Genomic DNA, 20,223 nt, shown 5'->3' with positions numbered 1-20,223 from the left:
AACAGCTGGTCTTGAACGGTGCTCCGACCCATCATGATGCGTACCTCCGTCGATGACGAAGAACATGCAAACGGCGAGCCAACTACTGCGATTCGGGCGAGTTTTTCAACACAATCGCTGCAAAGCAGCCGCTCGTCTGGCGTGCGTGCATACGACGCAGTGGCTTGACTGCTGACCACTTCGCGCTGCAACCTGGACATCCTGGGCACGCCCTGATGTGATGAAACCGTGCACGTCGAAGCTTTCCACCCCGCCGTCTCCACCTGGTTCTCCCGAACCTTCCCCGCTCCCACACCCGCCCAATCCGCCGCGTGGCCGACCATCCGTGCCCGTCGCGACACCCTCGTCGCCGCGCCCACCGGCTGCGGCAAGACGCTCACCGCCTTCCTCGCCGCGCTGGACGATCTGGTCGTACGGGGCCTTGCGCCGGTGGCCTACCGGATGAAACGGCGGCCGTCTATGTCTCGCCGCTCAAGGCGCTCTCCAACGACATCCGCATGAACCTCGACGCGCCGCTGGCCGGCATTCGGGTGGAGTTGGCGGCGCTGGGGTTGCCCGCTGTCGACCTCCGCACAGCAGTGGTGCGCAACGGCGACACGCCACAACTGAGCAGCAGCAGAGCCTGCGCAGGCCGCCGCACACCCCGTTTCTGCCAATCAAGTTGCGACCACGCCCTTCCGGAACCCCGTCCTACGGCTCTCGAACAGCGCCCGCTGGAGGCTCTTCGGTCAACTGAATCGAAGGAGCAAGAGCATGGAACGTTTCAAGGGCAAGACCGTCATCGTCACCGGGTCCGCCTCCGGCATCGGCAGGGGCGTGGCGCTGCGGTTCTCGCAGGAGGGCGCGAATGTGGTGCTGTGCGACATCGACGAGAAGAAGCTCGCTGCGATGGCGGCCGAACTGTCACCAGACCGGACCTTGGCGCAGCGTTGCGATGTGACGCGTCTCGACGAGGTCCAGGCATTGGTGAAGGCGGCCGTGTCGCGCTTCGGCGCGCTGGACGTGATGGTCAACAACGCCGGCATCGCGGCCGAGGGCAGCGCGCTCGACGTGCCATTGGAAGACTGGACCCAAACCATCGCCACGGACCTCTCCGGCGTGTTTCACGGATGCCGGGCTGCGCTGCCGGAACTGCTCAAGACGCAGGGCTGCATCATCAACACCGCCTCCGTGTCCGGGCTGGGCGCCGACTGGGGAATGTGCGCCTACAACTCGGCCAAGGGCGGCGTGGTGAACCTCACGCGCTCGCTCGCGCTGGACTTCGGCAAGCAGGGCGTGCGCGCCAATTCGGTTTGCCCGTCGCTCACGCGCACCGGCATGACCGAAGACATGGTCGCGGACAAGGCGCTCGTCGATAAATTCATGGAGCGCATGCCCGTGGGTCGCGTGGCCGAGCCGGCCGACATCGCGGCCGTCGTCGCCTTTTTGGCCAGCGACGACGCTCGCTTCGTCAACGGGGCGAACATCCCCGTCGACGGCGGCCTCATGGCCTCGAATGGTCAGCCGCCGCAGGCCTGAGTTCGCGCTGGAGGGGCAGAGGCGCTGCGGGGCAAGTCGCGTCGTGTTGTCAGTACTTGATCGCGATGTCGCGCACCACCGGGCCGTTTGCGCCACCGATGAGCGACAGGCTCGCATTGCCGAGCGTGTTGCCGTACAGGGTGGTGGCACCCGTCGTCAACGCCACGGTGTACAGGCTGAACGGCCCCGTGCCCGCAGGGCGCAGCGCGGCCAGTACCAGGCCGTTCGCGCCGCCTGCAATATCCAGGGCCGCCTGGCCATTCAGCGGAACGCTCAAGGGCGCAATGTTGACCAAGGTCCCGTCATTGGGCGGGGCCTGCCGCGTCAGTGCGTTTTCGTTCCCCTCGATATCAAACAGCTCGGTCGTGGCCGTGCCGGCGAAGCTGTTGGTGTACGCACCGGCCAGCACGACGGCCGGCGTGGCCCTGTTGATCACGCCATCGGTGGTCGTGGCGCCTGTGTCGACGTTGATGCGAAGGTTCAGCCCGGTGTCGCTGATCACGCGCAGCCGATCGGCCACCGGGTTGAAGTCCACGGTGAAGCGCGTGCCGGTGAGGCCTGCATAGGGCAGCGTGGCGTCCGCCGGGTCGGCGGCGAGCGTCGCGACCAGGGCAGACACGCCGGTGCCGGGCTCGATGGTCAGTAGCCGCGCGGCGCTCGTCAGTGCGTAAAGGCGTCCGTTGCTGGGTCGAAAGTCCACGCCCACCACGGATTCACCGCTGCTTAGGCCGCTGATCGCCACCGGGGTCGACAAGGTGTTGGGTGCCGTGGGCTGAAAGCTCGAAAGCCTCGCGTCGTCGGTCAGGACGTAGACGCGCGGCGTGGTCGCCTGCACCAGTGTCATGCCCACGATGGCATCGCCCGTGCCGATGGTGCCCACCCGCGTTGCGCCGGTTGTGCCGCTGAGCGGCACCGTGTACAGCCCGGTCGACCCGTTCACGGACAGCGCGGCATAGCCGGTGTTGTTGCGTGGGTCGATATCGAACCCATTGGCGGTGGTGAAGGCGACATTGAGCGGCACCGGGTTGGCGAGCGTGCCGTTGTTGGGCGGGTCCTGCAGGTACAGCGTGCCGGACGCATCCAGGTCGTAGAGCTGCGTGCTGGTCGTGCCGGCGAAGGCGTTGGTGTAGGCGGCTGCCGTGATGCTGGCGGGTGCGCCGTTGATGGGGCCATCGACCACCGCAACGCCGGTGCCGACGTCGACGCGAAGGTTCTGGCCCGTGTTGCTCACAAGGCGAAGGCGGTCGGCCACGGGGTTGAAGTCGATGCCGAACTGGGTACCGACGAGCGGCGTGGACAAGGTCGACTTAAGCGTCAGCGCGCCGGTGATGGCGTCGAGCGTGTAGATACGACTCAGGGAGCTGACCGCATAGATCATGCCGTCTGCCGGTCGGGTGTCGATGCCCACCAAGTTCTCGCCGGGCGAAAGACCGAGCACACCGAGACTGCTGGTCAGCGAGGCAGGCGCCGCGCGGTTGAAGGAGATGACCCGGCCGGACGCCGTCACGGCAACGGTATCGCCGAGGGTGACTGGCGCTAGCGTCGGGCGGTCGTCGTCACCGCCACCGCCGCATGCCGTCAATGCGGCGACAGCGACGAGAGACAAGGGATTGAGGTGTCGAAAGGAAGGCATGGGGCAGGTCCTGGAAGTGAAGAGGGCATGCCGAGTGCCTTGTTGTTCGTGGGGACTGCACAGCGACATACGTGCACTACCCGCGCCAAGGGCCAATGGATGCAGCCGCTCGACATCCTTACGTTTGGTTGCTGGCGAGCGGTTCGTCCGTCGCCGAGTCCCATGGACGGTGGCGGACCTGATCACCGGCAACTTGACATTCCCTACCGCGCCCTGATGTGATGGCTTCGTGCCTCTCGCGTCTTTCCACCCCGCCGTCGCCGCCTGGTTCACCCGAACCTTCCCCGCCCCCACACCCGCCCAAACCGCCGCGTGGCCGACCATCCGCGCACGCCGCGACACCCTCGTCGCCGCGCCCACCGGCTCGGGCAAGACGCTCACCGCCTTCCTCGCCGCGCTCGACGATCTGGTCGTGCGGGGCCTCGCGCCCGGTGGCCTGCCGGATGAAACGGCGGTCGTCTATGTCTCGCCGCTCAAGGCGCTCTCCAACGACATCCGCCTGAACCTCGACGCGCCGCTGGCCGGCATTCGAGCGGAGCTGGCGGCGCTGGGGCTGCCCGATGTCGACATTCGGACGGCAGTGCGCACCGGCGACACGCCGCAGCGGGAGCGCCAGCAAAGCCTGCGCCGGCCGCCGCACATCCTGGTGACGACGCCGGAATCGCTCTACGTGCTGCTGGGCTCGGCGTCGGGCCGCAAGATGCTCGCGACAGTGCGGAGCGTGATCGTCGACGAGATCCACGCCATCGCCGCGAGCAAGCGCGGCAGCCACCTGGCGCTGTCGCTGGAGCGGCTGCAGGCGCTGTGCGTGGAGGCGGGTGGCGCGCGGCCGGTGCGTATCGGCCTGTCAGCCACGCAGAAGCCGATCGACGAGGTGGCGCGCTTCCTGGTCGGCGCGGGTGGGCTGAAGAGCGACGGCACGGCCGACTGCGCCCTCGTCGACATCGGCTACGCCAAGCAGCGCGACCTGGCGCTGGAGCTGCCGCCCACGCCGCTGGCGGCGGTGATGTCGAACGAGCAGTGGACGCAGGTGTATGCGCGCGTCGCCGAACTCGTGTGGCTGCACAAGACGACGCTGGTGTTCGTCAACACCCGCCGCATGGCCGAGCGCGCGGCGCGGCACCTGGGCGACATCCTCGGCAAGGACGCGGTGGCGGCGCACCACGGCAGCCTCTCGAAAGAGACGCGGCTAGCCGCCGAGCAGCGGCTCAAGCGCGGCGAGCTCAAGGTCCTGGTCGCGACCGCCTCGCTGGAGCTGGGGCTGGACATCGGCGACGTCGACCTGGTCTGCCAGCTCGGCTCGCCGCGTTCCATTGCGACCTTCCTGCAGCGGGCCGGGCGCTCGGGCCACGCGGTGGGCGGCGTGCCCAAGGCGCGGCTCTTTCCGCAGTCGCGCGACGAGCTGGTCGAATGCGCCGCGCTGCTCGACTGCATCCGCCGCGGCGAGCTCGACGCGCTGCGCGTGCTGCCCGCGCCGCTCGACGTGCTGGCCCAGCAGATCGTGGCCGAGACGGCGTGCCGCGAATGGCACGAGGACGAGCTCTTCGCGCTGGTGCGCCGCGCCTGGCCCTATGCGCAGCTGACGCATGCGCGCTTCATGGACGTGGTGCGGATGGTCTCCGATGGCTTCACCACGCGGCAGGGCCAGCGCGCGGGCTATGTGCATCGCGACGCGGTGAACCACCTGCTGCGCGAACGCAAGGGCGCGCGCATGACGGCGCTCACCTCCGGCGGCACCATCCCCGAGACGGGCGACTACACCGTCATGCTGGAGCCGCAGGCCGACAAGATCGGCACGGTCAACGAAGACTTCGCGGTCGAGAGCCTGGCGGGCGACGTGTTCCAGCTGGGCAACACCAGCTACCGCATCCTGAAGATCGAGGCCGGCCGCGTGCGGGTGGAAGACGCGCAGGGCGCAGCGCCCAACATTCCCTTCTGGCTCGGCGAGGCGCCGGGGCGGACAGACGAACTCTCCTTCGGCGTGTCGCGGCTGCGCGAAGAAGTCGGGATGGTGCTGGCACTGAGCGGCCGTGATGGCGCGATGGCCTTGCTGACGACGACGATGGGCCTGGCGGAAGAAGCCGCGCGCCAGATCGTCGAGCACCTCGCGCATGCGGCGGCCGTGCTCGGCACGCTGCCGACGCAGCACACCATCGTGCTGGAACGCTTCTTCGACGCCTCTGGCGGCATGCAGCTCGTCATCCATTCGCCTTTCGGCAGCCGGCTCAACCGCGCCTGGGGCCTGGCGCTGCGCAAGCGCTTCTGCCGCACCTTCAACTTCGAGCTGCAGGCCGCGGCCACCGAAGACGCGATCGTGCTGTCGCTCGCGACCAGCCACAGCTTTCCGCTCGACGAGGTGGCGCGCTACCTGCATTCCAACTCGGCCCTCGACGTGCTGGTGCAGGCGCTGCTCGACGCGCCGCTGTTCGGCGTGCGCTGGCGCTGGAACGCGACCACGGCGCTGGCGCTGCCGCGCTTCACCGGCGGGCGCAAGGTGGCGCCGCCGCTGCAGCGCATGCGTTCCGAAGACCTGCTGGCCGCGGTGTTCCCCGACCAGGTCGCCTGCCTGGAGAACATCGTCGGCGAGCGCGAGGTGCCCGAGCATCCGCTGGTCGCGCAGACGATGGACGACTGCCTGCACGACGCGATGGACGCCGACGGTTGGCTCGCGCTGCTGCGCCGCATGGAGTCGGGCCAGGTGCGCGTGCTGGCGCGCGACCTGCCGGGGCCGTCGCCGCTGGCGATGGAAGCGCTCAACGCGCGGCCCTACGCCTTTCTCGACGATGCGCCGCTCGAAGAGCGCCGCACGCAGGCCGTGCAGAACCGCCGCTACACCGACCCCGAGAGCGCCGACGATGTCGGCCAGCTCGACGCCGACGCCATCGCGAGCGTGCGCGACGAAGCCTGGCCGCAGCCGCGCAGCGCCGACGAGATGCACGAGGCGCTGGGGATGCTCGGCGTGGTGAGCGACGACGAGGTGGCCGCGCGCGTCGACTGGAAGAAGTGGCTGACCGCGCTGGCGAAGGCCGGCCGGGCGACGCGCCTGCTGCTCGACGGCAAGGGCCGCACCGCGCGCGGCGTGTGGGTCTCTGCCGAGCGCCTGCCGCTGCTGCAGGCCATCGCACCCGAGGCACCGATGCAGCCCGCCATCACCGCGCCCGACGACGCCGAGCGGCCCGACGACCGCGACGCCGCGCTGCGCGAACTGCTGCGCTCGCGCCTCGGCGGGCTCGGCCCGGTCACGGTCGCTCAACTGGCCGCGCCGTTGTTCCTGCCGGTTGCCGATGTCGAAGCCGCCTTGCTCGCGCTGCAGGCCGAAGGCAGTGTGCTGCAGGGCCGGTTCACGCCGGGCACCGAACACGTCGAATGGTGCGAGCGCCATCTGCTTGCGCGCATCCACCGCTACACGCTCAAGCGCCTGCGCCGCGAGATCGAGCCGGTCGAGCCGCGCGATTTCGTGCGCTTCCTGTTCGAGTGGCAGCACGTCGGCGCCGCGTCGCGCGTGAGCGGGCCGGAGGCGCTGTCGGGCGTGCTGTCGCAGCTCGAAGGCTACGAGGCGCCCGCGCCGCTGTGGGAGGCCGAGGTGCTGCCGGCGCGCGTGACCGACTACGCGGGTGCGTGGCTCGACGACCTTTGCACGGCGGGGCGCGTGCTGTGGACGCGGCTGCGGCCCAACGCCACGTCGGTGGAAGGGCGCAAGGGCGCGGGCAGCCTGTCGCTGCATGCCACGCCGGTGGTGCTGCTGCCGCGTCGCAGCGCCGCGCTGTGGACGGCGCTGGCGCCCGCGCCCGTCGATGACGACAGCCTGGGCTCGCGCGCATCCCGCGTGGCCGCGCATTTGCAGCAGCACGGCGCCTGCTTCTTCGACGAGATCGCGGGCGGCACGCGGCTGCTGCCGGTCGAGATCGAAGAGGCGCTGACCGAACTTGTCGCCAAAGGCCGCGTGCGCTGCGACAGCTACGCCGGCCTGCGCGCGTTGCTGGTGCCGGCGTCGAAGCGCGCGTCGGCCGACACGCGCCGCCGCCGTCGCGTGCCGCTGTTCGGCATCGAGGACGCGGGGCGCTGGACGCTGGTGCGTCCGCCGTCGGCGAGCGAATCGGCCGCCCCGGGCTCTGCCGAATCCATTGAGCAGGTCGTGCATGTGCTGTTGCGCCGCTACGGTGTGATCTGTTGGCGCTTGCTTGAGCGTGAGCCTGCGTGGCTGCCGCCTTGGCGCGAACTGGTGCGCGTGTGCCGACGCCTGGAGGCGCGCGGCGAGATCCGCGGCGGACGCTTCATCGCGGGTGTGTCGGGCGAGCAGTTCGCGCTGCCAGAGGCGGTGGCGTCGATGCGCCGCGTCCGGCGCGAGCCGCACGACGGCGCCTTCATCGCGCTGGCCGCCAGCGACCCGGCGAACCTGCTGGGCGTCATCGTCAACGGTCCGAAGGTGCCGCGCGTCGCGGGCTCGCGCGTGCTGTGGCGCGACGGCGTGCCGGTCGCGAGCAGCATTGCGGGGGCGGTCACGCTGCTCGAAGCGCTGGATGCGGCCGAGGCGCAGGCGGCACGCCGCGCTTTGGCGCTCGATCCATCGCTGCGCTTTCTCGACAGCGCTGTCGCGCAGGCGCTCAGCGCTTCGGAATGATCCGCTCGGCCTCGAGCCGCTGGAACAAGTCGAAGAACGCGTCCGGCGTGCTCTGAAAGTCGAGGAAGCCGGCCTTGCGGCTCTTCGTCATGTCGGCCAGCACTTCCATCGGCCGGCCGAGGTCGGCGTCGGTGTGCCACCACGAGGCGAGCTTGTCGATGTTCGGCTCGCTCAGTTGATGCTTCGCGGCGATGTCCGCCCATTGCGCGGGTGCATCGGCCATGCGGTCGGCCAGCGGTCGCGTGGTGCCGTCGAAGGGCGCGGCCTCGATGCCGAAGTAGTCGGCCAGGCGCGGCCACAGCCACTTCCAGCGGAACACGTCGCCGTTGACGACGTTGAAGTCCTCGTTCTTGCCGCCGTCGTTCGTCGACGCCCATTCGAGGTGGCGCGCCAGCAGCCGTGCGTCGGTCATGTCGGTGAGGCTGTTCCACTGCGCGGCCGAGCCGGGGAAGACGAAGGGCTGGCCGGTGGCCTTGCACAGCTTCGCGTACACGGCGAGCGTCACGCCCATGTTCATCGCGTTGCCGACGGCGAAACCGATGATGGTGTGCGGGCGGTGCACGCTCCAGCTGAAGCCGTGCCGCTCCGCGGCTTCGAACAGGCGGTCTTCCTGCTCGTAGTAGAAGTTGTCGACGGCCTGGCGGCCCTGCTCCTCGCGGAAGGGCGTCATGGGTACGGTGCCCGTGGCATAGGCCTCGAAGGGGCCGAGGTAGTGCTTCAGGCCGGTGACCAGCGCGGCGTGGCCGCCCTTCAACGACGGCCCGACCGCGTCGAGCACGTTGCGCACGATGGCGCCATTGACGCGGATGTTCTCTTTCTCGTTGGCCTGGCGCGACCAGGCGGCGAAGAACACGCGGTCGACGTCGAGGCCGTGGAGCACCTCGCGCAGCTGTTCCCGATTCGTGAGGTCGGCGATGAGCGGAATGCAACCCGACGCGACCGCGGTGCGCCCCCGCGAAAGTCCATGGACCGACCAGCCCTGGCCGAGCAGGTGCTCCGACAGGGCGTTGCCGATGACGCCGCTGACGCCGACGATGAGAGCCTTGTTTGCCATCAGGTCGTGGCCGCCGAGGTTGCTGCGGCCTTCGGTGTCTTGGGCATGGGGTCGCAAGCGGTGAGCGCGAGGGCGGTCAGGCCGACGGCGGCGGCGATGAGGATTTTTTTCATGGAAGCTCCAGGCTCAGTGAGTGGAGCGGGCATGGTCGGGCACGTGTCCCGATCGGCTCGCACGCCCATGTCGCCTACCGGCGTAGGAAGGCGCGCGAATCGGCCGCTCAGTGCGGCGCTGGCTTGGGGCTGAACCAGTACACCGCCGTGCCCAGCACCACGAGCGCCGACGCGCACAGGAAGATGCCCGTGTACGTCGTCGAGGCACTGGCGCCGCTGCGCTGGCCGGCATCGGCGATCAGCCCGAAGGCCGAGGACGTGAGCCCCGAGCCCAGGAAGACGAAGGTGTTGAGAACGCCCAGCCCGCGCCCGCGCAGCGCCTGCGGCACCAGGCCGCGGCCATGCGCCATGACCATCGGGTGGCACATGCCGAAGGTCGCGAGCAGCGTCAGCAGCAGCACGCCGGGCAGCAGGCCGATGTCGGGCGCGGCGCTCAGCACCATGCCCCCGACCAGCGACATCAGGCTCCAGCCGATCACCGTGGTCTTGAGCGTGTGGCGGCGCATCAGCACCGGCAGCAGGAGTGCGGTGGCGAAGCCGCCGAGGCTGACGAAGGCCAGCGCCAGGCCGCGCGCGTCGGCCCCCAGCCCGTACACCTGCGCCAGGTAGGGGCCGCCCCAGGCGTTGCGGAAGGTGGTGCCGGCCGCCAGCGCGACGCACAGGGGGATGAGCGTCCACATCGCGGGCACCGTCAGCAGCCGCGCGCTGCCCGCGAACAGGTCGCCCAGCTTTTCCTGCTGTGCGTCGGCATGGCCTTCGTCATGCACATGGCGCCACACGCCGATGCAGGCCAGCAGCATGCAGACGGCCGCCACGGCCATGGCGGTGCGCCAGCCGAAGCGGTGTGCCGCCCAGCCGAGCGGTGCGGTGGCGCACAGCGCGCCGACCATGGAGATGGCGTTGGCGCGGCCCACCACCGTGGCGTAGCGGTGCACCGGCAGATGCTCCGATGCGTAGTGCATCAGGCCCATGAAGACCGGCGCGCAGGCCAGGCCGAGCCCGGCCTGGGCGACCATGGCCGTGGCCCCGTTGGGTGCCACGACGAAGAGCAGGGCGGCCAGCACGCCCACGCTGGTCAATAGGCGGGTCGGGCGGCCGACGCCGTAGCGGTCGAAGGCGATGCCGATCGGGATCTGCGCCACCGCGAAGGCCAGGAAGAAGCACGACGACAGCGTGCCGAAACCCGCGGGCGAAAGCGACAGATCGTGCTGAAGCTCCGGCGCGATGACCGCCAGGCAGGTGCGGAAGAACTGGCTGAGCGTGAAGGCGAAGATCAGCGCGCGAAGGCCGCGCGCGGTGTCGGAAGAGGGCATGGAGAGCGGGGACCTGCGCGCTGTGGCGAGTGTGCGCAAAAAAGTGATCGAGCATAGCGTTCGATGCCCCGCGGCCTGGCGGGATTCTGTAGGAATTTTCGGACACGCAAAGCCTTGGGGCGCTGGCATCATCTCGCCCGTCGAGTGCGGTGCATGGTGCTGCCAAATCGTTAGCCTCTTTTCTGCATGCCGCCCCGAGCCAATCCGCCGCCCGATTCCGACGTCTCGCTGCCCGACATCTCCTCCTGCGACCTGGAGCCGATCCGTGTCCCTGGCGCTGTCCAGCCGCACGGGCGGCTGCTGGTGGTGGACCCGTCGACACGTCGGCCCTTGGCGTTCAGCGACAACTGGCCCGCCGACGCCATGCAGGCCGCGCTCGACCGGTTGAGCCGTCTTTCATCCCTCGCTTTGCAGTGCGGCGCGCCTCCCGTATCGCTCGGTGCGTGGGCACTCGGCGCCGAGCGTTGGGACGTGTCGGTTCATCGGTCCGACCGGCATCTGTTGTGGGAGTTCGAGCCGGCCCGACCCACCGAAGGCAACGAGGCGCCAATCTATTCGCTGACCCGCGTCTTTCTGCCGCGCCTGCAGGAAGCCGACGCCGTGCAGCAGCTGACGCAGCTGGCTGCAGATGAGATGAAGCGTCTGACGGGCTTCGGCCGCTGCCTGGTGTACCGCTTCGACGACGAAGGCCACGGCGAGGTTCTGGCGGAGGCCATCGACGAGGGTTACGACAGCTATTCGGGCCACCGGTTTCCGGCCGGCGACATCCCGCAGCAGGCGCGCGCGCTGTACCTGCTCAACCAGTTCCGGCTGATCGCCGACGCCACCTACACACCGGTGCCGTTGCGCATTGTCGACCGTGCGCTGACGGCCGCGGACATCGACCTGTCGCAGGCGCAGTTGCGCAGCGTGTCACCGGTGCATCTCGAATACATGCGCAACATGGGCACGCTGGCCTCCATGTCGGTGTCGATCGTGATCGAGGGCAAGCTGTGGGGTCTGGTGTCGTGCCACGACCATGCGCCGCGCTTCATTGGCATGGCAACGCGGCTGGCCTGCGAGCATCTCGGCCAGTTGCTCGCGCTTCAGATCCAGTCGAAGGAATCGAACCACTCCGTGGCCGAGCGCCTGGCCCTTCGGCAACTGACGTTGCAGATCGTCTCCCATCTCTCCGACAGCGACGAGACCCTGCAGCGCCTCGTGCAGGAGCCCTCGCTGATGCTGCGTGTGGCCAGAGCCAGTGGTGCCGCCGTGGTGCTCGACGACGCCGTCTGGAGCGTGGGCGACGTGCCTGCCGAGGCCGACATCCATGCCCTGGCCGAATGGGTGGCCGGGCTGGGCGACGAGGTCTACGCGAGCCATGCGCTGGCCGCCCACTACGCACCGGCCCGCGAGTTCCAGGACGTGGCGGCGGGCGTGCTCGCCGTGTCGATCTCGCAGGTGCACCGCCATCTCATCCTGTGGTTCCGCCCGGAGATCGTGAAGACCGTGACCTGGGCCGGCAACCCTCGCAAGAACGTCATCGCTGCGGACGGGCGCATTCAACCCCGAAAGAGTTTCGACAGCTGGCAGGAGAGCATTCGCGGCACGGCCGTGGCCTGGACCGATGCCGAGATGGCTGCGGCCGGGGAATTGCGCCAGGCGCTGATCGGCATCGTGCTGCGGCGCGCCGAGGAACTTGCCGAGGTTGCCCACGAACTCACGCGGGTGAACAAGGAACTCGAAGCCTTCTCGTACACGGTGTCGCACGATCTGCGGGCGCCGATGCGGCACATCGCCGGTTACGTCGACCTGGTGGTCGATCTCGAAGGCAAGGCGCTGTCGGAGCGCGCCACGCGCTATCTCGGCAACGTCAAGGACGCGGCCTCGTTCGCCGGGCAGCTGGTCGACGCCTTGCTCGACTTCTCGCGCATGGGGCGCGCGTCGCTCAAACGGCGCCCGGTCGACACGCAGGTGCTGGTCGACGATCTGGTGCGCGAGTTGGTGCGCCAGGAGCCGGGCCGGCAGGTCGAGTGGACCCTCCCTGCCGCGTATCCCACGCTGTACGCCGATCCGCTGTTGCTGCAGGTCGCCACGCGCAACCTGCTGAGCAATGCGCTGAAGTACTCGCGCGGCCGCGCGCCGGCGCGCATTACCGTGCGCACCGTGCACTCGCCCGAGGGCGACGGCCTGGAGGTCGAAGACAACGGCGTCGGCTTCCAGATGAAGTACGCGGCCAAGCTTTTCGGCGTGTTCCAGCGCCTGCACCAGGCCGAGGAATTCGAAGGAACGGGCATCGGCCTGGCCAACGTGAAGCGCATCGTCGAACGCCACGGCGGCACCGTGTGGGCCGACGGCGAGCCCGGCCGCGGTGCACGTTTCGGTTTCATCCTGCCGCGCGCCTACAGCGACACCACGCCCGACGTCGACACCCCCACGATCCTATGACCAACGCACCCCCGGAGCCCCTTGATGCTTAAGCCGATCCTGCTCGTCGAAGACGACAAGCGAGACCTGGAACTGACCCTGATCGCGCTCGAGCGCAGCCAGCTGGCCAACGAAGTCGTGATCCTGCGCGACGGTGCGCAGGCACTCGACTACCTGAAGCGCGAAGGCGACTACGCCGACCGCAGCGAAGGCAACCCCGCCGTCATCCTGTTGGACCTGAAGCTGCCCAAGGTCACCGGCCTCGAGGTGCTCGAAGCGGTGCGCGGCAGCCCGGCGCTGCGCAGCGTGCCTGTGGTGATGCTCACCTCGTCGCAGGAAGAGTCGGACGTGCTCAAGAGCTACGAGCTGGGCGTGAACGCGTACGTGGTGAAGCCGGTGGCCTTCGAGCGATTCGTTTCCGCCATCGCAGAGTTGGGCGTGTTCTGGGCGGTGCTCAACGAGCCGCCGCCGGGGTCCCTGCGCGCCACCCGCCGCAATGACCAGCCCTAGCGACATGCATCGGACGAAGGCGCCCGAGCCGCTGCGGGTGCTCATCCTCGAAGATTCGCGCTTCGACGCCGAGTTGCTGATCGAAGCGCTGACCGATGCTCAGCCCTCGGCACATCCGTGCGTCGTGCACGACGAGTCCAGTTTTGCCGAAGCCCTGACTGGCCAGCGCTTCGACGTCATCCTGTCCGACTTCGAATTGCCTGGCTTCTCCGGCAGCGTGGCGCTGGAGATGGCGCGCAGGAACGCGCCCGATGTGCCCTTCATCTTCGTTTCGGGCGTGATCGGCGAGGACAACGCTGTCGAATTGCTGAAGCAGGGCGCCACCGACTACGTGAGCAAGAGCCGGCTGTCGCGCCTGCCCGTGGTGCTCGACCGAGCCCTGAAGGAGGCCGCCGGCCGGCGCACGCTCGGCGTGGCTGAGCATCGCCTGCGTGATGCGCACGCGGCGGCCGACCGCGTCGAGGCCCGGCGTCTGGCGCTGATCGAACTGAGCGACCGGATCCGCGACATGGATGACCCGACCGACATCGCGTACACGGCGGCGGAGATGCTGGCGCGCCGACTCGGCGTCGACCGCGCCGGCTACGGCGTCGTCGACAAGGCGGCCGAGACGATCACGATCGAGCGCGACTGGAACGCTCCCGGCGTCAAGACCCTGGCGGGCGTGCTGCGGTTTCGCGACTACGGCTCGTACATCGAAGACCTCGCACGCGGCGTGACGGTGGCCTTCGCCGACGCGCGCGAAGACCCGCGCACGCGCGACACGGCCGCCGCGCTCGAAGCCATTAACGCACGCGCGGTGCTCAACATGCCGCTGACGGAGCAGGGCGGCGTGGTCGGGTTGCTGTACCTGAACCACGGTGAAGTGCGCGAATGGACCGACGACGAACGCGACTTCGTGCGCGACGTGGCCGACCGCCTTCGTTCCGTGCTTGCACGCCGTGAGGCGCAGATCGCGCTGCAGGCCTTTGCCGCTTCGCTCGAGCGCCAGGTCGAAGAACGCGCCGCCGAACTGGAGGCGGCCAAGGAACAGCTGCGACAGAGTCAGAAGCTCGAGGCCGTCGGCCAACTGACCGGCGGATTGGCGCACGACTTCAACAACCTGCTGGCCGCGATTTCCGGCAGCCTCGAGTTGATGCGTCGGCGCGGCGCGCAGGCGCGACCGGCCGACCTGGAGCGCTACATCGGCGTGGCCTTAGGCGCCACCCAGCGCGCAGCCGCGCTGACCCATCGCCTGCTGGCCTTCTCGCGCCGTCAGACGCTCGAGCCCAAGCTGCTCAGCGTCAACCGGCTCGTTCGCGGGATGGAGGAACTCATCCGCCGTACTGTCGGACCGGCGATCGAGGTCGAGGTGATCGCCGCGCCCGACTTGTGGCGTGTGCAGGTCGACGTCAGTCAGTTCGAGAACGCATTGCTCAACCTTTGCATCAACGCCCGGGATGCCATGCCCGACGGCGGGCGGCTCATGATCGAGACGGCGAATCACATGCTCGACGCGAAGTCTGCCGAGGCGGCAGATCTGACACCGGGTGCGTACGTCTCGATGTCGGTGCGCGACAACGGCGTGGGCATGCCGGCGGAGGTCGCTGCGATGGCCTTCGATCCGTTCTTCACCACCAAGCCGCTGGGCATGGGAACGGGCCTGGGTCTTTCGATGATCTACGGCTTCGCCAAGCAGTCCGGCGGACGCGTCAGCATCGATTCGAAGGTGGGCGAGGGCACAGGCGTGTGCATCGAGCTGCCGCGCAGCGAAGCCGTGGCGGAAGAAGCGCCGGCGCCGGCCGGCCCGTCCGCCGCACCGCGCGCCGATCGCGGCGAAACCGTGTTGGTGGTCGACGACGAGACATCGCTGCGCATGCTGATCGTCGAGGTGATGCAGGAGCTGGGCTACGCGACGCTCGAGGCCGGCAACGGCACCGAGGCGCTCCGCTGGCTGCGCTCGGGCCGCCGCATCGACCTGCTGGTCACCGACGTGGGCTTGCCCGGCGGCATGAACGGTCGCCAGGTTGCCGATGCCGCACGCGGCGAGCGGCCGGCGCTCAGGGTGCTTTTCGTCACCGGCTACGCCGAGAGCGCCGTGCTCGGGCAAGGTACCCTGGACGCCGGTATGCACGTGATGACCAAGCCCTTCGAGATGGACGCCTTGGCGCGCCGTGTGAAAGAACTGATCGACCGCGCTTGAGGCAGCGACCAGCCGGCGAATACCACGTGGCTGACGTCGATACCCGCAGCGTGTTGCGTGTTGCGCGTTGCTTGGCGTTCTTCGAGATCGCCCGTGAGCGGCGCGCAGCTGCACGCCACGGGTGCTCGCCCACGCAACGGGGCTGTGGACCGACTGGCCTTCAGCGATTCGGTGTTCGGACACGCATCGCCGACGCCGTCGCTCAAACTTATCGAATTCGAGTCATTTCATGAAGCGTATCGTTTATGATACATAATGTTGTTGCAGATACGATAAGCTGATGACTATGTGAACGAATAGGCAACGCCATGACCACAATGCTCGAACTTGCAGAACGCGTGGAATCGGCCCGAAGGTTGAGCGGGCTCACGAGGCAGGCGCTCACCGAGAAGGCTGGCGTCAGCCGTCAGGCCGTCTACCGGCTGCTCAAGGGCAACGACGTGCAGGTGTCGACGCTGCTGGCCGTGATGGATGTGCTGCAGATGGACTTGGTGACGGTGCCCCGCGCGCTGGAGCGCGGCCTGCCCGAGCTGCGCACGGCCGCTGACGGCAACCCGACCCATGCGCTGTCGGCCGTGCAGCAGCGGCTGGCGCGCATCAAGGACGGTCGGCGATGAACGTGCCTGTTCTGGTCATCAAACTGCACGGGCGGCGCATCGGCTGCCTGTTCAAGTATGCGCAGCCCGGCCTGCCGCCGATCCTGCGCTTCGTCGCCGACGAGGCCTATGCGCGCATCCCCTGGGCCGAGGCCGACGTGCTGTCGGAGTCGATGCGCGCGGACGACCCGGCGCAGCAGCAGTCGTTCTGGCTCGACGTGACCCGGCCCGAATTCAACAGCACGACCGGCCCCAAGGGCGACGCCCAGCTGCCGCCGTTCTTCCAGAACCTGCTGCCCGAAGGCATCTTCCGGCGCTTCGTGGCCGACGAGGCGGCCATCGATCCGATGGACCACATGGCCATGATCGCCGCCTGCGGCAAGAACATGCCGGGCGCGGTCACGGCAGAGTGGGAGGACATCTCCCGCGACACGCTGCAGCGCCTGGTCACGCAGAACCAGGACGCGCTCGAAGCCTCCGTCTGGTCGGAGCCGTTCCAGGACGCGCTGTCGATCTCCGGCGTGCAGCCCAAGATCGGCGTCAACCGCACGGCCGAAGGGCGCTTCGTTGGCCGCACCTCGCAGGGCGATGCCGCCATCATCGCCAAGCTGCCCTCGGCCGAATACCCGCGCATGCCGCAGCTCGAGCACCTGGGCATGACGCTGGCCGGCCTGGCCGGCGTCGACGTGTGTCGCTTCGAGATGGTGCCGATGGCCTCGCTGACGGCACCGCACCGCTACGACCTGGGCGACGAGGTCGACGGCCAGTTCCTGGCGGTGACGCGCTTCGACCGCGACCATGGCGACAAGGTCCACTTCGAGGACTTCGCGCAGGTCTTCGGCAAGCCACCCGAGCACAAGTACACCGAGTCGTACCTCGCCATTGCGGCCGTGCTGCTGGGTCTCCCGCAGTGCGGCGTGCCCGCCGTGCACGAACTGCTGCGCCGCATCGAGGTCAACGAGCTGCTCGGCAACGCCGACATGCACCTGAAGAACCTGGGCCTGATCTACCGCGACCGGCGCCACGCCGAACTGGCGCCGGCCTACGACATCACCGCGACCTTCCTCTACGCCGGCGCGCGCGGCCACGCGCTGTTGCTGATGCCTAATGCGCAAACACAGGACAAGCAGCACGTGGAGCCGATCTTCAACCCGGCGCGGCTGCAGGCCTTCTGCAATGCGCTCGGCCTGCAGGTGGCCGGCGCGTCGAAGGTGGTGCGCGACGTGGCGGCCGAAGCCGGCCGGCACTGGCTGGCGCCGATGTTGGCCAGCGGCCTCACGCCGCGGCAGAAGCAGCAGCTGCTGGCCCGCGTGGCGAACCATCCGCATCTTCGGCAGGCGCTGCAGCGGCTGCGTCGACCGGACCTGCTCGCCGCCTGGGACGAGGCCGCGCGCGCTGAGGGCATGCGCGGCGGCGTGCCGGGATAACCCTGGTCCCGGTGCCGGCTGTTTGACAGCTTGCCTGCCTACGATGGACTGGGCAATCAACCATCCGGAGACACCATGGCATCCACTGTTTCAATCACTAGCCCGGTGACCCGCCGCGTCGCACTGCTGGTCGGCGCCCTCGCACTCGCAGGCTGCGCCGGCCTCGGTGGCAAGCCCGCCGGCACCGACATCCATGTGATGACCTCGGGTGGCTTCACCGCCGCCTACAACGAGCTGCGCCCGGACTTCGAGAAGCGATCGGGCCACACGGTGAAGACCGCCTATGGCGCGTCCATGGGCAACGCCGCCGACTCGATTCCGAGCCGCCTCGGCCGTGGCGAGCCGGCGGACGTCGTGATCCTCGCGCGATCGGCGCTCGACGCGCTGGTCAAGGACGGCAAGGTGGTCGCCGGCAGCCAGGTCGACCTGGTGCGCTCGTCGATCGGCTTCGCCGTCAAGCGCGGCGCACCGCGGCCCGACATCTCGACGGTGGAGGCGCTCAAACGCACGCTGCTGGCGGCACCGTCGATCGCCTACTCGGCCAGTGCGAGCGGCACTTACTACGAAACCGAGCTGCTGAAGAACCTCGGCATCGAGGCACAGGTCAAGCCCAAGAGCCGGCGCATCCTGAGCGAACGCGTGGGCACCGTGGTGGCGCGTGGCGACGCGGCGCTGGGCCTGCAGCAGGTGAGCGAGCTGCTGCCGATCGAGGGCATCGACTACATCGGGCCGCTGCCGGCCGAGGTGCAGCGCGTCACGGTGTTCTCGGCGGGTGTGGCGGTCGGAGCGAAGCAACCTGCAGCGGCGGCGGACCTGATCCGCTACCTGGCATCGCCGGCGGCAGCGCCCACCATCGCCAAGACCGGCCTGGAGCCCCTCACCGCCAAGTGACCGTGCCCTGAACGCCAGAGGGTCAGAGCTTCTTCCACACCCGCCCATCGACCGAGCGGTAGGTGCCACCGGTGGCGCAGCACCCGCCCGCACCCACGGCCTGGCGGCCGAGCACGACGGTCACGGTGCCGGCGACGACCGACAGCGACTGGCGTTCGCAGACCGTCCAGAACGGGTAGAAGTCGGGCTTGAGCACGCTGGTCCATTGAACGCCACCGCCGTCGCGCCGCTCGACGCGCTGCACCTCGCAATCGTGGACGAGCAGGAAGGTGGGCTGCCCGGCCAGAGGCCCCTGGTACACCAGCTCGGCCGGCGCTTCGCGTGTGGCGATCGCCTCGTCGCTGAGCAAAGGGTCTGACGGTTTCGACGCGAAAACGCCGAGGTCGCAGCCCGACAGGCCGATCATCGCGACGAGCGCGCAGAGGGTTCGGCGGCCAAGCAGTGTCATGCTTGGTTTTGCGGCTCGGGTCGTCGCCACAGCCAGGTCAGCACGACGGCCATGCAGCCGATGCCGACGGCGGCGATCCAGGGTCGATAGGCGGTCCACACCAGCACGACCGCACCGACGGCCATGGTGCCGGCGGCGCTCCATTTGGCGCGGCGGCTCACGCAGTGGCCGTTTTCCCAGTCGCGCAGCATCGGCCCGAACAGGTGGTGGCCCAGCAGCCACGCATGCAGCCGGGGCGAGCTGCGCGCCGCGGCCCAGGCGGCCATGAGCAGGAACACGGTGGCGGGCATGCCAGGCAGGATCACGCCGATGACGGCCAACACCAGGCACAGCCCGGCGAAGGCGAGCAACAGCCAGCGTGCCGCGCGCGGCAGCGGCCGGACAGGGCGTGGGGGCGGGGACTCTCCGTCGATGGGCATGCCGGGGCATTGTCGCGCCATCGCCGCTTGCAGGATCGTTGCCGATGTTTGCACGATCGTCCGCCGAACGCGTCCGGGGAGAGACAAGCGCCGACGCGCCGCCTAAGCTCCGGTCCATGCTGACATCCACCCCCCTCCCGCTGCGCGCCGAAGCGCCTGTCGACCAGATGCAGGTCACGGTCTTGCGGGCCGAACTGGCCGCGACCATCGATCGTCTCACCAAGGTGGACGGTGCGCACGAAACGGCGATTCCCCGGCTCGTGCTGGCACGGGCTTCGCAGATGCAGCACCCGGTGCATGCCATGTACGAGCCGGCCTTCTGCGTGCTGGCGCAGGGCAGCAAGCGCGTGATGTTGGGCAACGAGGTCTACATCTACGACGGCAGCCGGTACTTGGTGGCGTCGCAGAATCTGCCGGTGTCGGGGCAGGTGATCGATGCCTCGCCGGAGTCGCCGTACCTCGGCCTGCGCCTCGAGTTCGACGTGAAGGACATCGCCGCGCTCGCGATCGAGATCGGCCCGGGCGACCGGTCGACCTCCAGTGCGCCGGAGCGCGGCATCTTCACCGGTGAGCTGTCGACCACGCTGCTCGACCCCGTGCTGCGGCTGGTCAAGCTGCTCGACACGCCGCAGGACGTGCCCGCGCTCGCACCGCTGATCACGCGCGAGATCCTCTACCGCGTGCTGCGCTCGCCCGACGGCTGGCGGCTCGCGCAGATGGCGGTGGTCGACAGCCACGGCCAGCGCATTGCGCAGGCAATCGGCCTGCTGGCGCAGCGCTTTCGCGAGCCCTTGCGCATGGAGGAACTGGCCGACGCGATCCACATGAGCGTGTCGTCGCTGCACCAGCACTTCAAGGCGGTCACGTCGATGAGCCCGCTGCAGTTCCAGAAGCAGCTGCGGCTGCAGGAATCGCGCCGCCTCATGATCGCTGAACACCTCGACGCATCCACCGCGGGGCACCGCGTGGGTTACGAAAGCCAGTCGCAGTTCAACCGCGAATACAGTCGCTTCTTCGGCCTGCCGCCGGCCCGCGACGTGAAGCGATTGCGCGAGATGCAGCTCGGCCGATAGGTCCGCGCACTGCACATCA

At 68.9% G+C, this 20,223-nt stretch carries 14 protein-coding genes and 1 pseudogene; 10 read left to right on the top strand and 5 right to left on the bottom strand.

Annotated elements, in window-relative coordinates:
* Positions 1-228: 228 nt before the first annotated feature.
* Positions 229-644, top strand: a pseudogene (locus ACSFA0_RS14535) (DEAD/DEAH box helicase); the annotation flags it as partial.
* Positions 645-753: 109 nt separating this feature from the next.
* Positions 754-1,518 (top strand): meso-2,3-butanediol dehydrogenase, encoded by a 765-nt coding sequence (gene budC / locus ACSFA0_RS14530; RefSeq protein ID WP_435450864.1) that lies wholly within the window; start codon positions 754-756, stop codon positions 1,516-1,518.
* A 49-nt stretch (positions 1,519-1,567) separates the two neighbouring features.
* On the opposite strand, the gene ACSFA0_RS14525 is transcribed toward budC, so the two are convergent.
* The gene (locus tag ACSFA0_RS14525) at positions 1,568-3,151 is read right to left on the bottom strand and encodes a DUF4394 domain-containing protein (protein WP_435450863.1); all 1,584 of its coding nucleotides are present in this window, start codon (positions 3,149-3,151) and stop codon (positions 1,568-1,570) included.
* 229 nt (positions 3,152-3,380) lie between these two features.
* Here ACSFA0_RS14525 and ACSFA0_RS14520 point away from each other — a divergent pair, with 229 nt between their 5' ends.
* Positions 3,381-7,772 (top strand): DEAD/DEAH box helicase, encoded by a 4,392-nt coding sequence (locus tag ACSFA0_RS14520; RefSeq protein ID WP_435450862.1) that lies wholly within the window; start codon positions 3,381-3,383, stop codon positions 7,770-7,772.
* Here the strand turns inward: ACSFA0_RS14520 and ACSFA0_RS14515 are convergent.
* Together ACSFA0_RS14515 and ACSFA0_RS14510 are read right to left on the bottom strand one after the other, a co-directional pair.
* Positions 7,756-8,826: an SDR family oxidoreductase gene (locus ACSFA0_RS14515; protein WP_435450861.1), complete on the bottom strand. Its 1,071-nt coding sequence runs from the start codon at positions 8,824-8,826 to the stop codon at positions 7,756-7,758. The two genes, ACSFA0_RS14520 and ACSFA0_RS14515, sit on opposite strands and share 17 nt — an antisense overlap.
* A gap of 220 nt (positions 8,827-9,046) precedes the next feature.
* Entirely contained in the window at positions 9,047-10,252 is a 1,206-nt protein-coding gene (locus tag ACSFA0_RS14510; RefSeq protein ID WP_435450860.1) for an MFS transporter, read from the bottom strand.
* A 186-nt stretch (positions 10,253-10,438) separates the two neighbouring features.
* Here ACSFA0_RS14510 and ACSFA0_RS14505 point away from each other — a divergent pair, with 186 nt between their 5' ends.
* From ACSFA0_RS14505 to ACSFA0_RS14480, 6 genes are all read left to right on the top strand, one after another.
* Positions 10,439-12,679 (top strand): ATP-binding protein, encoded by a 2,241-nt coding sequence (locus ACSFA0_RS14505; RefSeq protein WP_435450859.1) that lies wholly within the window; start codon positions 10,439-10,441, stop codon positions 12,677-12,679.
* A gap of 24 nt (positions 12,680-12,703) precedes the next feature.
* Complete coding sequence (locus tag ACSFA0_RS14500; protein WP_435450858.1) at positions 12,704-13,168, top strand: response regulator; 465 nt, start codon at positions 12,704-12,706, stop codon at positions 13,166-13,168.
* Between the two features lie 4 nt (positions 13,169-13,172).
* Positions 13,173-15,350: a response regulator gene (locus tag ACSFA0_RS14495; RefSeq protein WP_435450857.1), complete on the top strand. Its 2,178-nt coding sequence runs from the start codon at positions 13,173-13,175 to the stop codon at positions 15,348-15,350.
* A gap of 308 nt (positions 15,351-15,658) precedes the next feature.
* The gene (locus tag ACSFA0_RS14490) at positions 15,659-15,967 is read left to right on the top strand and encodes a helix-turn-helix domain-containing protein (RefSeq protein WP_435450856.1); all 309 of its coding nucleotides are present in this window, start codon (positions 15,659-15,661) and stop codon (positions 15,965-15,967) included.
* Positions 15,964-17,373, top strand: coding sequence for a type II toxin-antitoxin system HipA family toxin (locus ACSFA0_RS14485; protein ID WP_435450855.1), 1,410 nt, complete (start codon positions 15,964-15,966; stop codon positions 17,371-17,373). Before ACSFA0_RS14490 ends, ACSFA0_RS14485 begins: the two co-directional genes overlap by 4 nt.
* 75 nt (positions 17,374-17,448) lie before the next feature.
* Positions 17,449-18,264, top strand: coding sequence for a substrate-binding domain-containing protein (locus ACSFA0_RS14480; RefSeq protein ID WP_435450854.1), 816 nt, complete (start codon positions 17,449-17,451; stop codon positions 18,262-18,264).
* A 22-nt stretch (positions 18,265-18,286) separates the two neighbouring features.
* Here the strand turns inward: ACSFA0_RS14480 and ACSFA0_RS14475 are convergent, their stop codons facing one another.
* Positions 18,287-18,712 carry a hypothetical protein gene (locus tag ACSFA0_RS14475; RefSeq protein ID WP_435450853.1) on the bottom strand — a complete coding sequence of 142 codons (426 nt, stop codon included), beginning with the start codon at positions 18,710-18,712 and terminating at the stop codon, positions 18,287-18,289.
* Positions 18,709-19,131 (bottom strand): YbaN family protein, encoded by a 423-nt coding sequence (locus ACSFA0_RS14470; RefSeq protein ID WP_435450852.1) that lies wholly within the window; start codon positions 19,129-19,131, stop codon positions 18,709-18,711. The genes ACSFA0_RS14475 and ACSFA0_RS14470 overlap by 4 nt, the downstream gene beginning before the upstream one ends.
* Positions 19,132-19,247: 116 nt before the next feature.
* Between ACSFA0_RS14470 and ACSFA0_RS14465 the strand changes: the two genes are divergently transcribed.
* On the top strand, positions 19,248-20,204 hold the full coding sequence (locus tag ACSFA0_RS14465) for an AraC family transcriptional regulator (RefSeq protein ID WP_435450851.1): 957 nt from the start codon (positions 19,248-19,250) through the stop codon (positions 20,202-20,204).
* Positions 20,205-20,223 lie beyond the last annotated feature (19 nt).

The sequence above is a fragment of the Variovorax restrictus genome, from assembly GCF_051216715.1.
GTDB lineage: Bacteria > Pseudomonadota > Gammaproteobacteria > Burkholderiales > Burkholderiaceae_C > Variovorax.
Note: the sequence above shows the minus strand (reverse complement) of the source record. Positions and strands in the feature narration are given on the sequence as shown.

Excerpts from the sequence above, each read along its gene's own strand:
- ACSFA0_RS14525 (WP_435450863.1), bottom strand. The coding sequence starts at position 3,151 with ATGCCTTCCTTTCGACACCTCAATCCCTTGTCTCTCGTCGCTGTCGCC.
- ACSFA0_RS14475 (WP_435450853.1), bottom strand. The coding sequence starts at position 18,712 with ATGACACTGCTTGGCCGCCGAACCCTCTGCGCGCTCGTCGCGATGATC.
- ACSFA0_RS14465 (WP_435450851.1), top strand. The coding sequence starts at position 19,248 with ATGCTGACATCCACCCCCCTCCCGCTGCGCGCCGAAGCGCCTGTCGAC.
- ACSFA0_RS14515 (WP_435450861.1), bottom strand. The coding sequence starts at position 8,826 with ATGGCAAACAAGGCTCTCATCGTCGGCGTCAGCGGCGTCATCGGCAAC.
- ACSFA0_RS14510 (WP_435450860.1), bottom strand. The coding sequence starts at position 10,252 with ATGCCCTCTTCCGACACCGCGCGCGGCCTTCGCGCGCTGATCTTCGCC.
- ACSFA0_RS14500 (WP_435450858.1), top strand. The coding sequence starts at position 12,704 with ATGCTTAAGCCGATCCTGCTCGTCGAAGACGACAAGCGAGACCTGGAA.
- ACSFA0_RS14505 (WP_435450859.1), top strand. The coding sequence starts at position 10,439 with ATGCCGCCCCGAGCCAATCCGCCGCCCGATTCCGACGTCTCGCTGCCC.
- ACSFA0_RS14485 (WP_435450855.1), top strand. The coding sequence starts at position 15,964 with ATGAACGTGCCTGTTCTGGTCATCAAACTGCACGGGCGGCGCATCGGC.
- budC (WP_435450864.1), top strand. The coding sequence starts at position 754 with ATGGAACGTTTCAAGGGCAAGACCGTCATCGTCACCGGGTCCGCCTCC.
- ACSFA0_RS14480 (WP_435450854.1), top strand. The coding sequence starts at position 17,449 with ATGGCATCCACTGTTTCAATCACTAGCCCGGTGACCCGCCGCGTCGCA.
- ACSFA0_RS14490 (WP_435450856.1), top strand. The coding sequence starts at position 15,659 with ATGACCACAATGCTCGAACTTGCAGAACGCGTGGAATCGGCCCGAAGG.
- ACSFA0_RS14495 (WP_435450857.1), top strand. The coding sequence starts at position 13,173 with ATGCATCGGACGAAGGCGCCCGAGCCGCTGCGGGTGCTCATCCTCGAA.
- ACSFA0_RS14470 (WP_435450852.1), bottom strand. The coding sequence starts at position 19,131 with ATGCCCATCGACGGAGAGTCCCCGCCCCCACGCCCTGTCCGGCCGCTG.